12 protein-coding genes are annotated in these 13,332 nt (G+C 40.3%); 4 read left to right on the top strand and 8 right to left on the bottom strand.

Annotated features, from left to right (window positions below; translation table 11 throughout):
* Nucleotides 1-232: 232 nt before the first annotated feature.
* Complete coding sequence (locus KK060_RS23280; RefSeq protein ID WP_254157415.1) at nucleotides 233-901, top strand: OmpA family protein; 669 nt, start codon at nucleotides 233-235, stop codon at nucleotides 899-901.
* A 15-nt stretch (nucleotides 902-916) separates the two neighbouring features.
* Here KK060_RS23280 and KK060_RS23285 read toward each other — a convergent pair whose 3' ends face one another.
* The 3 genes from KK060_RS23285 to pckA all read right to left on the bottom strand — a co-directional run bounded on the left by KK060_RS23285 (nucleotide 917) and on the right by pckA (nucleotide 4,225).
* Complete coding sequence (locus KK060_RS23285) at nucleotides 917-1,708, bottom strand: M15 family metallopeptidase (protein WP_254157417.1); 792 nt, start codon at nucleotides 1,706-1,708, stop codon at nucleotides 917-919.
* A gap of 276 nt (nucleotides 1,709-1,984) precedes the next feature.
* Nucleotides 1,985-2,488, bottom strand: coding sequence for a hypothetical protein (locus KK060_RS23290; protein WP_254157419.1), 504 nt, complete (start codon nucleotides 2,486-2,488; stop codon nucleotides 1,985-1,987).
* A 123-nt stretch (nucleotides 2,489-2,611) separates the two neighbouring features.
* Nucleotides 2,612-4,225: a phosphoenolpyruvate carboxykinase (ATP) gene (gene pckA, locus KK060_RS23295; RefSeq protein WP_254157421.1), complete on the bottom strand. Its 1,614-nt coding sequence runs from the start codon at nucleotides 4,223-4,225 to the stop codon at nucleotides 2,612-2,614.
* A 190-nt stretch (nucleotides 4,226-4,415) separates the two neighbouring features.
* On the opposite strand from pckA, the gene KK060_RS23300 reads away from it, so the two are divergent.
* Both KK060_RS23300 and KK060_RS23305 read left to right on the top strand, forming a co-directional pair.
* Complete coding sequence (locus tag KK060_RS23300; RefSeq protein ID WP_254157423.1) at nucleotides 4,416-5,915, top strand: peptide MFS transporter; 1,500 nt, start codon at nucleotides 4,416-4,418, stop codon at nucleotides 5,913-5,915.
* A 34-nt stretch (nucleotides 5,916-5,949) separates the two neighbouring features.
* The gene (locus KK060_RS23305; protein WP_254157425.1) at nucleotides 5,950-8,001 is read left to right on the top strand and encodes an OPT family oligopeptide transporter; all 2,052 of its coding nucleotides are present in this window, start codon (nucleotides 5,950-5,952) and stop codon (nucleotides 7,999-8,001) included.
* An 88-nt stretch (nucleotides 8,002-8,089) separates the two neighbouring features.
* Here the strand turns inward: KK060_RS23305 and KK060_RS23310 are convergent, their stop codons facing one another.
* The 3 genes from KK060_RS23310 to KK060_RS23320 all read right to left on the bottom strand — a co-directional run bounded on the left by KK060_RS23310 (nucleotide 8,090) and on the right by KK060_RS23320 (nucleotide 10,625).
* Nucleotides 8,090-8,605 (bottom strand): hypothetical protein, encoded by a 516-nt coding sequence (locus KK060_RS23310; protein WP_254157427.1) that lies wholly within the window; start codon nucleotides 8,603-8,605, stop codon nucleotides 8,090-8,092.
* Nucleotides 8,606-8,690: 85 nt separating this feature from the next.
* Nucleotides 8,691-10,319, bottom strand: a complete 1,629-nt coding sequence (gene groL, locus KK060_RS23315; RefSeq protein ID WP_254157429.1) for a chaperonin GroEL — start codon at nucleotides 10,317-10,319, stop codon at nucleotides 8,691-8,693.
* A 27-nt stretch (nucleotides 10,320-10,346) separates the two neighbouring features.
* Entirely contained in the window at nucleotides 10,347-10,625 is a 279-nt protein-coding gene (locus tag KK060_RS23320) for a co-chaperone GroES (protein ID WP_254157431.1), read from the bottom strand.
* 576 nt (nucleotides 10,626-11,201) lie between these two features.
* On the opposite strand from KK060_RS23320, the gene KK060_RS23325 reads away from it, so the two are divergent.
* Entirely contained in the window at nucleotides 11,202-11,918 is a 717-nt protein-coding gene (locus KK060_RS23325) for a hypothetical protein (RefSeq protein ID WP_254157433.1), read from the top strand.
* A 78-nt stretch (nucleotides 11,919-11,996) separates the two neighbouring features.
* Here KK060_RS23325 and secG read toward each other — a convergent pair whose 3' ends face one another.
* Together secG and KK060_RS23335 are read right to left on the bottom strand one after the other, a co-directional pair.
* A complete protein-coding gene (gene secG, locus KK060_RS23330; RefSeq protein WP_254157435.1) occupies nucleotides 11,997-12,353 on the bottom strand; it encodes a preprotein translocase subunit SecG in 357 nt (118 codons plus the stop codon).
* Between the two features lie 7 nt (nucleotides 12,354-12,360).
* On the bottom strand, nucleotides 12,361-13,260 hold the full coding sequence (locus KK060_RS23335; protein WP_254157437.1) for a DUF8458 domain-containing protein: 900 nt from the start codon (nucleotides 13,258-13,260) through the stop codon (nucleotides 12,361-12,363).
* Between the last annotated feature and the right edge of the window lie 72 nt (nucleotides 13,261-13,332).

Consider the following 13,332-nt stretch of genomic DNA (forward strand, 5'->3'; position numbering starts at 1 on the left):
AAAAATACAGTTGAGGTAAGCATAGCCACTCTTGGTATTACTGGAGAGCGCCAGTTGAATCCATCAAAAAACTTTGGATTTGTAGTCCAACGTTATCGCAAAACAGCTTCGCTAAACGAGGCTGTTTTTTTATTGCCCATTTCGAGTTGCCAGTTAAAGCGTTAAGACCCTGTTAATCGATGCTTTGTAGAAAACATTTGTTCTTAACAAAGCATAGTTTTTTATTCGCGGCATGAAGAAGTTTTTAGGCATTATTGCTGTTGCTTGTACATTGAATATTGCCATTGCGCAGGAGGGTACTTTGCAGGCGGAAGGTAAGGTTACAGATGTAAGAACAAAGAAAGGTATCAAGGCCAGCATACGCTACAGCAGTGTTCCAACAGGTAGTATTACAGGAAGGTTTAATGACAGTACCTTTTCATTTCAAATTTTCGGAACAGCGAAGTATCAGGTAACAGCTGAAGCTTCCGGGTATAATTCAAAAACGGTGCTCATAGATCCACGTCATGCAGGAACAGGTAGTCGCATTCTCAGGAATATTGAATTAACTCCTAAGGGTGAAACAATCAGGTTGAACCATCTCATATTTCCTCAGGGCAAGGCTACCATAGACCCGAAGTCATTTGAAGAGCTTGATGAGATCGTTCAAATGATGAAAGAGCAAAACAAAATGGTGATTCAGTTGGAAGGACATACTGATAACCAGGGAGGCGCTCAGGCGAACATGGAGTTATCAGAGAAAAGGGTATTGGCAGTAAAGAAATACCTTGTAAGCAAAGGCGTTGCTAAAGACCGTATTAAGACGAAAGCTTTTGGTGGAACGCAGCCCTTGAGTAATGAAATGACACAGGAAGCCAGAGCCTTCAACAGAAGGGTGGAGATGAGAATATTAAATGATTAACAGTTGAGACAGAACTTAACGGTTCTGTCTTGATACCATAGAAGAAGATGCCGAAAGATTAGCCAATAATGCAGCTTGTTCTCTTTCCCAGGCTTCCCAATAAGACTTTAACTGCTTAATGTCCTCTTCAATGCAAGGGTAGAATTGACTTGTTGTTTGTGGCAGGAGAGGCATCACTCCCTGAGCCAATTGATATGAGGTCATTCCACCAGACCATTCAAAGTGAGCTGGGTCATAAGGTGATCTCCATCTTCCGCCCCAGCGCAATCCTAACTTTTCACCTTCCATGCCTACTTTTTTCCAAAGAAGTATGTTATCCCAAACAGCAACAGAATCTATCACAGGAACAACATCTACTGCCAACCCATACTGGTGTTTTGATTTTCCGCCTGCAGATCTTGTATACTTTTTACCCATGCCATAGTATTCAGACTGTTTTGCATGAGTGCGGTAAGATTCCACAATGGCGAGTTCAATACCCTTTGCTTTACAGTTTTTAATGAGCTGAACAATCTTATCACGGAAGTAAGGATGAAGAGATTGAAGATCGGCAATCATAGGAAGGTTTCCGCGATTCTTACCGTAAGTAAAGTTTTCGACTGTTTTCCATTGTTTCCATCCTTCCATGTGGTGCGCATAGGAAGCACGGGTTACTTCAACAGAATCGTTGGCTTTTGTGCTGTCCTTAAAAACTCTTTCACTAAAAAATGAAGTAAGACCTTCACTTCTTTTACCGATTGACGTTGTGGTTGAAACAGCTATTATTAATAAAATCAGTACAGTTGCAGTCAGGAGGTGCTTTTTCATACGCTTCTGCGAATCCTAAATCTTATAAAGTTTTTAGTAACGTGCCTGGGCACAATAGCTTGAGTTCCTGCTAGTTTAATTAGCTGTAGCTTTATCTGAATAAGAATGTCTTAAAGCTGGAACGCTTTAAAAACACAACTAGTTAAAGAATAAGCCACTTTAGAACGGCAACAAAGATAGGAAATGTGATAAGTATGGCCAATTGTGTTTTCTGTAAAAGAAATAAAAAAAGCATGTTGTGGTGAACATGCTTTTACTTTCAATATTTAGTAAGGATTATCCTTCGGAATTTCCTGTTGCAGGAGCTTGCTTAGAGCTTGCAACATCCTGAGAAATGTTATCGTAACGGGTTTTAAGCTGTTGATCAGTTTCTAAAGACTTTTTAATTGTGTTAAAGGTTTTTATCCCAACGTAATCTTTTACAAGATCCTTATACACAGTGTTAATTCTGCCCAGGTTGTAAGTCTTTAGTTCACCTATCTCCTGCAAAAATGCTATTTCTTCCTGGGTAGCATTTGCAGCCTGAAGCTTAGCAGGATCTTTTTCTATTTTAAAAAGTTCGTTATATCTGGCAACACTCATAACAGTGTTCTTTTGAACATTCTCAGCTACAATTTGCTGTAAAGTTTCCTGCAAAACTTTAATAGAATCCATCGTTACAGCATATTTTCTTAAATCTTCATCCTTAATGGCTTGAGCTGATTGCCCGCTTTGCGATGTTTGTGCATACCCCACAACCGCCGAGAACAAGAGCATCGGAATAAGTTTTACGGTTTTCATATTTTAATATTTAGGTTTTACTCTTTGGGTAGTACATAAAAATCAGGCCGCAATCGTTTTCATTTAAACGAAAAAAGCCACCCTTGTTAAAAGGTGGCTTGGTTTAGGTTAAAGGGAAAAGTCTTAAGCGGTAACCCTTATTGGAGGAGCACCCTTCAAAATTTCTTCATCTGCGTAGCCCGCATACTTCTCAAAGTTGTTCATAAATGCATTCGCCAGATAGTATGCTTTTGCATCATACTCATCCTTATCTTCCCAGGTGTTTCTGGGGTTTAAGATCTGATCGGGTACCTCAGGACATGTAACCGGCATGTTAAAGCCAAACAGCTCATGCGTTTTGTATTCTACGTTATTCAAACTACCATTTAAAGCAGCGTTGATTAATGCTCTGGTATATTTTAAACTTATACGCTTACCAGTGCCATAGGGTCCTCCTGTCCATCCTGTGTTCACGAGCCACACGTTAACATTTCCCTGCTTGATTTTCTTACTTAACATAGTTGCATAACGCGTAGGATGAAGCGGCATAAACGGAGCACCAAAACAAGTAGAAAATGTCATGGTTGGTTCGGTAACGTCAGTCTCTGTGCCCGCTACTTTAGCGGTGTAGCCGCTGATGAAGTGAAAGGCTGCCTGTGATGGTGTTAGTTTTGAAATAGGAGGTAAGATTCCGAAGGCATCACAGGTAAGGAAGAATATGTTCTTTGGATTCGTGCCGATTGAGGGCACAGCAATGTGGTTAATAAATTCCAATGGATAACTTACCCTGGTGTTTTCTGTTTTAGAGCAATCCGAGAAGTTTACTTCATTGCTGTTCTCTTTAAAGCAAACATTTTCAAGTAACGCACCTTTTCGTATCGCATTGAAAATGTCAGGTTCTTTTTCTTGGGAAAGGTCGATAGTTTTGGCATAGCACCCTCCTTCAAAATTGAAGATCATGTTATCAGGAGTCCATCCGTGTTCGTCATCCCCGATTAGTTTTCTGTTAGGGTCAGCAGACAATGTTGTTTTTCCGGTTCCTGATAATCCAAAGAAGATTGCAGTATCGTCTTGTTCTCCAATGTTGGCGGAACAATGCATAGGCAATACATTTTTCTTCTCTGGCAGCACATAATTCAATACGCTAAATATAGATTTCTTAATCTCACCGGTATAACCAGAGCCACCTATAAGGACAATCCTTCTTTTAAAATCTATTATAGAAAAATTATGCTGGCGTGTGCCATCTTCCTGAGGGTTGGCTTTGAATCCAGGAGCATTTAGAATCAACCAGTCAGCGGTGAAAGAAGAAAGTTCTTGTGCGGTAGGCCTTAAAAACATATTGTAAGCAAACAGATTTGACCAGGCATACTCGTTAATAATGCGGATGTTAATTCTATAACGCCAGTCGGCACAGGCAAAAGCATCACGAACAAACATTTCCTTCCCCTCAAAATACCTGATCATTTTAATGTAAAGCTGATCAAACTTTTCAGGCGCAAAAGGAATATTGAAGTTGTTCCACCAAACAGTATTCTCCGTAAGTTCGTCTTTAACAATAAACTTGTCTTTGGGAGATCGGCCTGTAAACTCGCCGGTATCTATTGCAAGTGCACCATTCAGATCCAGTTGGCCCTGACCTTTTTTTAAAGTAATCGAGATAAGTTGATCCGAGTTGAGATTCCAATAAGCTATACCATCTGCAATTCCCAGGTCCCGTAATGTAGTCTCGTTTGATTTTATGCCTAGCTCTAACATATGTTTGTATGGTTAATGAGTAAGTCAAATATAGTGACTTTATAACATGTTTCAATCGTTTGCATAACAATTTTTGAGAATCATTGTCGCTTCTGGATAATTTGCGAATCTGCGGCAAAGACCATACTTTCGAACTTTTTAAAATTTTGTAGGATAGAAGAGCCCTAAACCTTCGCTTATATTTTATTAAATGGATTCTGACAAAACTTTTTTTGGCCATCCAAGAGGCTTGGCTACGCTTTTCTTTACTGAAATGTGGGAGCGCTTTAGTTATTATGGGATGCGCGCTTTACTGCTACTGTTCATGGTAGCATCAGTAGAAAAAGGAGGGATGGGATTGAGTGATAAAACAGGAGGAGCAATTTATGGATTATACACCATGTTTGTTTATCTCTTGGCACTTCCGGGTGGGTGGCTCGCCGACAAGTTTTTTGGGTTAAGGAAATCAATATTTTATGGAGGTATTATCATAACATTAGGACACTTTTGTCTTGCCTTCCCTTTTCACGAGACTTTTTTTATCGGCCTGCTTTTAATTGTTATGGGTACCGGATTGTTAAAGCCCACCATAAGCAGTATGGTAGGCGAGTTATACACCTCAAACGATCAGGCAAGGCGTGATGCCGGGTTCTCCATATTTTATATGGGTATCAACCTGGGCGCCTTTATATCTCCAATTATCATTGGCTATTTACGGGTCAACTTCGACTGGCATTATGGTTTTGCAGCTGCAGGAATTGGAATGGCCCTTGGCCTGGTGCAGTATAAACTAACAGAAAAGTATCTTGGAAATGCAGGACTTGAACCTGGCAAACTTGAAGATAAACTTCAGCAACAGAAGAGAGAGCGGGCAATAAAAAATGGCCTGCTGATATTTATCGCCCTGCTTATTGTCTTTGTTGCTCTTTTAGTAACACGTACAATTACTATTGACCCGGTAGCATTTGCTGAAACTTCAGGAGTTGTGATTCTTGTCAGCGTTGTTGTTTACTTCCTGTACATTTTTATAGCAGAGAAATTAGATAATGCCGAAAGAAAGAAGATCATAGCCATATGCATTCTGTTTGTTACCACAACCTTGTTTTATACAGGGTATGAAGGACAAGGCTCTTCATTGAACCTATTTGCCGAGCGGTATACTGATCTAATGATAGGGGCTTTCAGAATACCTGCGGAATGGTTGCAATCTGCTCCTCCTATCTTCGTCTTGATTTTCGTTCCTGTTTTTGCGTGGCTTTGGATATGGCTTGCCAAACGCAATCTAAACCCATCAACCCCTCTGAAAACTTCCTTTGGTTTAATATTTATGGGGCTAGGATATGTAATTATGATGGGCGCGTCTCTAATAGTAATAAACGGCGGAAAGCCACTACCAACATGGCTCATATTTACATATATGTTTCACACTTTTGGTGAGATATGTTTATACCCCATAGGGTTAAGCGCGGTAACAAAATTATCACCTCAGCGACTTGTTGGGCAGATGATGGGCGTGTTTTTTATGGCTCTTGCGTTGGGTAACCTTGCCGCCGGATTGTTCGCAGGAGAATTCGATGATAGCGCTATTCAAGCAAACCCCAATTTGTTGCTGGATCTTTTCAGCGTAGTAGTAAAGATTACCTTGATTTCAGGAGTAGTTGTATTGCTATTAAGTAAACCTATCAGGAAGCTCATGGGAGATATACGGTAGTTGATGTAGAACCTAAACCACTTAATCATAACTCATGCAGGAGAATAAATCTTTTAAGCCATTTGTGGCTCCTGAACAAAATGTAAAGGAGTTCACGGCAAAGTCAGTTATTGTCGGCTCACTCTTTGGAATACTCTTTGGATGCTCTACCGTTTACCTGGCGCTAAAGGCCGGGCTTACTGTTACCGCTTCAATACCCATTGCCGTAATTTCTATTACGTTAGGAAGAAAGTTCTTAAAGACTACAATTCTTGAAAACAACATCATTCAGACTACAGGATCAGCCGGAGAATCAATAGCGGCGGGAGTTGTGTTTTCGTTGCCCGGTTTTCTTTTTCTCTCTCCCGGAGAGAATGGGGAAAGTGTTGGCGATGCTTACTTCAACTACCTGACCATTCTTATTCTTGCTGCGTTTGGAGGAATGTTAGGAACATTGATGATGATTCCTTTAAGAAGGTCTCTGATTGTAAAAGAACACGGAACCTTACCTTATCCCGAAGGAACGGCCTGCGGTTCTGTTCTACAGGCAGGTGAGAAGGGAGGCGTATTTGCGCAGACTGCTTTCTATGGTATGGGTGTTGCTTTTGTATATGCCTTGCTGCAAAAGCTATTTCATATTATAGCCGAAATTCCTGCTTTTGCTACAGCGCAAGCTAATAAGTTCTGGCCTTCAGCGGCAACACGAGGAGAAATTACACCTGAGTATCTTGGCGTAGGTTATATTATTGGTCCTAAAATATCAGGAGTTCTTGTTGCAGGTTCTGTTCTTGCCTGGTGGGCATTAAACCCGTTATTAGCAACACTTGTATCTCCTGATACCATTGCCCTTCAACTGGTAAAGCTCGGTAATCTGACTGATTTAAATACAGCAGGAGGCCCCGGTAACTGGGATCCTCAAACACATACTTTTTCAAGTTATGCGGATGCCACCTACCGCGCTTATATCCGCCAGATAGGAGCAGGAGCTGTGGCTGCAGGTGGGTTTATTACACTCATCAAAACTATCCCCACTATGGTCAGCTCTTTTAAAGAAAGTGTTGGATCGCTTAAGGTAGCGAAAGAAGGAGGCGTATTAAGAACAGAACGCGACCTATCCTTTAAGGTTGTAATTATAGGAAGCCTGGCTTTAATTCTGTTAACAGCATTTCTTCCTGATAACATTATTCCGGGAGATAACATCCTCCAGAAGCTTATCATCGGTTTCCTAATAGTCCTCTTCGGATTTTTCTTTGTAACTGTATCCAGCCGTATCGTTGGTTTGGTAGGAACAAGTAACAATCCTATTTCAGGGATGACCATTGCCACCCTGATGGGTACTTGCCTCATCTTCACCAGTGTAGGATGGTCAGGTAAATTATATGAACCACTTGCCCTTGTAGTTGGAGGTATGATTTGTATTGCAGCAGCCAACGCCGGAGGAACTTCTCAGGATTTGAAAACCGGATATATTGTAGGAGCTACGCCGAGATATCAACAACTCGCGCTTTTTATTGGTGCTATCGTTTCTTCTATTGCCATAGGAGGAGTTGTTCACATTCTGGATACACCAACACCTGAATTACTCAAGATTAATCCGTTGGCCGAACATGCTATTGGAAGTGATCTTTACCCTGCACCTCAGGCTACGTTAATGGCAACGTTGGCAAAAGGTATTCTCTCCTTTAATTTAGATTGGCAGTTCGTAATGGTTGGTGTTTTTATCGCTGTTATGATTGAGTTATGCGGTATTAAAGCATTGGCATTTGCTATCGGATTATATTTACCGCTATCTACTACGCTACCTATTTTCTTAGGTGGAGCGCTTAAAGGTTTCGTTGATTGGAGAGCTGAAAGAAAAGGTGAAGTAAAAGAAGAAGATGATCTTAGCCGGGGAGGTTTGTTCGCCACCGGACTTATTGCGGGCGGTGCTTTAACTGGCGTACTTATCGCTATTTTGGCTGTAGTAATACCGGAGGGAATGGCGTCGCTAAACCTGGAACACGCTATGGTAAATAGTTTGGGTGAAGGTGGGTATATGATTTTGGGAGCACTGGCCTTTATTGGTATGATGCTAATACTTTATAGAACTTCTGTAAAGAAAGATTAACATAAAAATACGGGTAGCTATAATGATAAAGTATGGCTACCCGCATATTTCATTAATCAAAAGATACTATATCGAAGATCGTCCGTCATCAGATGAATTCAATCCGATGATGAATATCTCTGGATGATTTATCAATTATAAGAAGATGTTTTAGGGGAGGTTTTACCGACTCATAAATCTCAACGTTTTGACTTACCTTATTCCAGAAGAACGCTCCGGCATGTAGTTCTGGATCAGCGATACTTCTTTTAAACCTAACGAGTTCTTCTCTGCTAATCTCTCTGCACAAGGTGTCAGCGAGCAGGGCGTTCCTGTTGAATGGCGATTTTGCTAAAGCCTCGAGCAATACTTTCTTGTTGGCTTTATAGTGAAAGTACCTTACATCTCTTCCTTGTAAGTCCAGTACTTTAATTCCAGTAACATTTCCTACGTTTAGCGCTTTGGTGGTTTCCTCGGGAAGAGTATCTGCTAATGATGTATGAAATACGACAATGCTATTTTTGGCATCGCCATTATCTTGGAATAAAGAATCTGTTAATGCTGGCTTCTTGCAGGCGAGTAATGCAATAGTCAGAAAGACATATAGCGCGAAAGCTGACCTCATGTGTAATTGTTAGAACTAATATAAAACAAAAGGCTTCATCTTTCAATGAAGCCTTTTGAAGTTTATCTATGAACTAAGAAGTTAATTACATCATGCCTCCCATGCCGCCACCGTGTGGCATTGCAGGAGCTTCTTTTTCTTCAGGAATTTCTGATACTACTGCCTCAGTAGTTAACAGAAGGCCTGCGATAGAAGCTGCGTTTTCAAGAGCAAGACGAGAAACTTTAGTAGGATCGATGATACCTGCAGCGAAGAAGTTTTCAAACTTGTTATCACGTGCGTTGTATCCGAAATCGCCTTTGTTTTCGCGAACTTTGTTCACGATTACTGAACCTTCCTGACCTGCGTTTTCAGCAATTGTACGAAGAGGAGATTCAAGAGCAAGACGGATAATGTTAACGCCAGTAGCCTGGTCATCATTATCTACTTTTACGTTTTTCAATGCTTCAGCTGCACGGATGTAAGCTGTACCACCACCAGGGATAATACCTTCCTGAACAGCAGCGCGAGTTGCGTGTAAAGCATCGTCAACGCGATCTTTCTTCTCTTTCATTTCAACTTCAGTGGCTGCACCAATGTAGAGGATAGCTACACCACCAGAAAGCTTAGCAAGTCTTTCTTGTAGTTTTTCTTTATCGTAATCTGAAGTAGTTGTCTCGATTTGAGCTCTGATTTGACCAACACGGCCTTGGATATCTTCTTTTCTGCCAGCACCGTTAACAATTGTTGTATTGTCTTTGTCGATGTTAACTTTCTCAGCACGGCCAAGCATATCAAGCGTAGCATTTTCTAATTTGAAACCACGCTCTTCGCTAATAACCTGTCCACCAGTTAATATAGCGATATCTTCAAGCATAGCTTTTCTTCTGTCGCCAAAGCCAGGAGCTTTAACTGCGGCTACACGTAAAGCACCACGGATTTTGTTAACCACTAAAGTAGCTAAAGCTTCACCTTCAACTTCTTCAGCAATGATAACAAGTGGTTTACCAGTTTGCGCTGTTTGTTCAAGAACAGGAAGCAATTCTTTCATGCTGCTGATCTTCTTATCATAGATCAGGATGAAAGGAGAATCTAATTCAGCTTCCATCTTCTCTGTGTTGGTTACAAAGTAAGGAGAGAGGTAACCGCGATCAAACTGCATACCTTCTACAGTTTTTACTTCGGTTTCTGTTCCTTTAGCTTCTTCAACAGTGATTACACCATCTTTACCAACTTTGTCCATTGCATTGGCAATCATCTTACCAATTTCAACGTCGCTGTTAGCAGAGATTGTAGCAACTTGTGCAATCTCGTTAGAATCTTTTATGTTTTTAGATTGTGCTTTTAGGCTTTCAACAACAGCAGTAACTGCTTTGTCAATACCGCGCTTCAGGTCCATAGGATTAGCACCTGCAGCTACGTTTTTAATACCATGAGCGAAAATAGATTGAGCCAATACAGTAGCAGTAGTTGTACCATCACCGGCAGCATCAGCAGTCTTAGAAGCAACTTCTTTCACTAACTGGGCACCCATGTTTTCGATAGCATCTTTCAGTTCAATTTCTTTAGCAACTGAAACACCATCTTTTGTTACTGTAGGAGCACCGAATTTCTTATCGAGGATAACATTGCGGCCTTTAGGACCAAGTGTAACTTTAACTGCATCTGCAAGTTTATCAACACCCTTTTTAATTCTGTCTCTTGCAGAGGTATCAAAGGTTATTTCTTTAGCCATAATTTCTAGTTGTTTTTGAGTGGTTTATTAAATAATTCCGAAAATGTCAGAGTTTCTCATGATGAGGTACTCTTTTCCATCGATAGTGATTTCAGTACCGGCATATTTTCCATAGAGTACATTATCACCTACTTTTACAGTTACAGGCTTGTCTTTTACGCCTTCGCCAACTGCTACAATAGTACCTTTCTGTGGTTTTTCTTTTGCAGTGTCAGGAATGATAATTCCGGATGCGGTTTTTTCTTCTGCTGCTGCAGGTTCTACCAACACCCTGTCCTCATTAGGTTTAAAGTTAATTTTCGCCATATACGTGAATTGTTTTTTAGTTGAACAAATTTGGGTTCGCTGCCTTTTTAACAGCTTTTATGCCAATCGTGAAAGTGAGGCGAATAACGGACATTTTTTCTATAAAATGACAGATTCACGTAAGTTTTTCGATTGTTCCTGACAAATTTAAAGTTACCGGCAATGGCAAATTGTCAGTTCGATTATGGTTATCCCGGGCGTAAACCTAAAGCTAAGAGCTGCTATAGATGACGGCAACATGGGAGTTGCGTTCGAAACACATCCCAAATCCATCGTAGAAACAGCGTAAATTCAAAGTAAGTACAGCGTAGGATCGAGAAAATGCCCTTTTGTCGAACCTTCATCGAACCTACATCGAATCTACCTCGAACCTTCCATCTTATCGTCACGAATTTAGACCGATGTCTATGTCTGAACGTAATTCTGGCTGAAGGGCTAACTCAGAACCAGTTGTACAGGTTCAATTGCCAGATTTAAGAGACTTAGCCGGTAATAAATCCTTTACCACCGGTACAATCTTTGAAGTTGCTTTAAACGCAGATAATCATTAAATTTTAGTTACGAAATTGTGCATCTATGGACAGGTTATCTAAAGATTGGTTAACGCAAGGTCTTATTGACTTTGAATACAAGAAGTATCTTCTTCTGGCATATTTAAAAACCGTTAAGGATTCTTTTGATAGGGTAGAGCTCTATCCTTTTATGTCAGATCTGGTTTTTCATTACAGAAACTTATTGGCAGTTAAAGAAAATAAAGCCCTTATCAGGGAGTCTTTTCCGAAAGAGCTATCACTGGAAGAGTTTAAGAAACTGGAGTTGAGCTATAGACAAATGATTGAAGATGACGCAATTATGTCAGAGCTTGAGTCAATTATTGAATTCTCAATTCCTCAGATCAAGGATTCACTCAAAGAGGGAAGTGTGATCTATGAATATGTGGAATCACAATGTGCTATATCTCCTGTGGGCGTAACGCCATTGTATGCTAATGAAGGATATCTTTTTGTAAGCCAGCCTCCTGAAAAGGAGACTAATATTTACAAGTACCAAGTAAGCATTTTCGAAGACAGCCAGGAGCAGCTAAGGAGCTTAAACACACAGTTCGTAGAGATGATTGAAAGGAGGCCTTTTTATACGTACGAGAACCTTAAATTGGATTTGATTAAAAGATATAAGGATATGCCTAATCCGGCAGCGTTTCTTGTTACTTCTAAAATGAAGTTTCCATTTACTGAAACACTGATGCCCGTTGCCAAGAGGCTATTTGTAAAGCACATTTCACAGACCGCTTAGCTTGAACTTTTAAATACGATAAAAAGAAAAAGCCGTCTCATATTATGAAACGGCTTTCTTTAATATTTTGTACTTAACTTAGTTAGACGATGAATCAGAAGGAATAATTTGAGTTCCTGAAGTATCTGTACCAGGAGCAGCTGGTTGATTTAATATCGGAGCCTGATCACCTGCACGTTCTAAAAGCTCGTTACGCTGACCTTGGTTGTTGGCTGTAATAAAGTTAGTTGACATTGCTAAAACAAAAATAGCAATGATAAAACCCCAGGTTAACTTCTCAAGAAGGTCGCCAGTCTTTTTCACGCCTATGATATTACTTGCAGATGATCCGCCGAATTGACTTGTAAGTCCGCCTCCTTTCGAATTTTGAGCCAGGATAACCAGCACTAAAAGGACAGCAAAAAAGATGATTAGACTAATAACGAGTGTATACATAAAATGATTACTTCTTCAGGTCTTCAATTTGGGATGCAAAGTAAGCCTTTTTTTGTGGATATTTCCAAATAAGCTTCTTTAAAACTTCAATTGCTTTTTCTTTCTTTCCTTGTCTAACAAGAATGTTAACGAGTGTTTCAGATACTACATTCTCATTAAATTCGCCCGTTTTTATAAAAGCGATGTCTGCCGGAGGTAAAACAATCTTGTCCTTCTCCCTGGCATTAGCAATGGAAGGAGCGCTTTTTATGAACTGATCAATAATGGAGATCTGCTCCTTTTGCTTTTCGTCCTCAATCTCAAGTTCTTCTTTTGACGAGAGCTCTTCAATCAATTTATCGGGGGGACTATCCTTTCTTTTTCTTCTTGTAGAAGGTACTGAGGGTTCTGCTTTTTGAGTACTTGCTGCTTTGGCCAATTCAACAATCTTCTGCTTGCGAGTTTTAACAGCAGGTTCTGCCGCCGTGTCACTTGCTTTCTTTTCTTCTTTTTTGGCGGAAAAGCTTATTGTGGTCTGATCAATGAAAAGCATCTCAAAATTGTTCTTCAGTTCACTTAGCTTCTTCAGATCTTTAATAAGGGCGTCTGCTACATCAAAATTGTTTATTACATTGTCAATAGCAGGAGATTCATTTTTATTTTCAGAGGTAACTTCATCGTCGTCAGTGCTTTCTGCACGTTGCGTCATTACATCCTTAAGTACAGCTCTATCACATGAATATACTGCAGCCTGTTGAAGATCAGACTGATGAGAAGGCAACTGAAGATCATGGCTGATTTTTGCCGCCAATATTTGCAAAGCCTGGCTGAATGGAAATTGAGACCGCAATGCCATTATCTGGTCGGCATCAGCCACCTCCTTTAAGGAGCTGCTTTTTAGGGCTTCTATTAATAATCGTTTATCCACTGGTATGGGGCCGTAAGGTAAAAATAATAAATTTTACCAATTGGCGACTGAAGCATTGAAGATATCGTTGAT

This window comes from Chryseosolibacter indicum (genome assembly GCF_018598585.1).
In the GTDB taxonomy this organism is placed as follows: domain Bacteria; phylum Bacteroidota; class Bacteroidia; order Cytophagales; family Cyclobacteriaceae; genus Chryseosolibacter; species Chryseosolibacter indicus.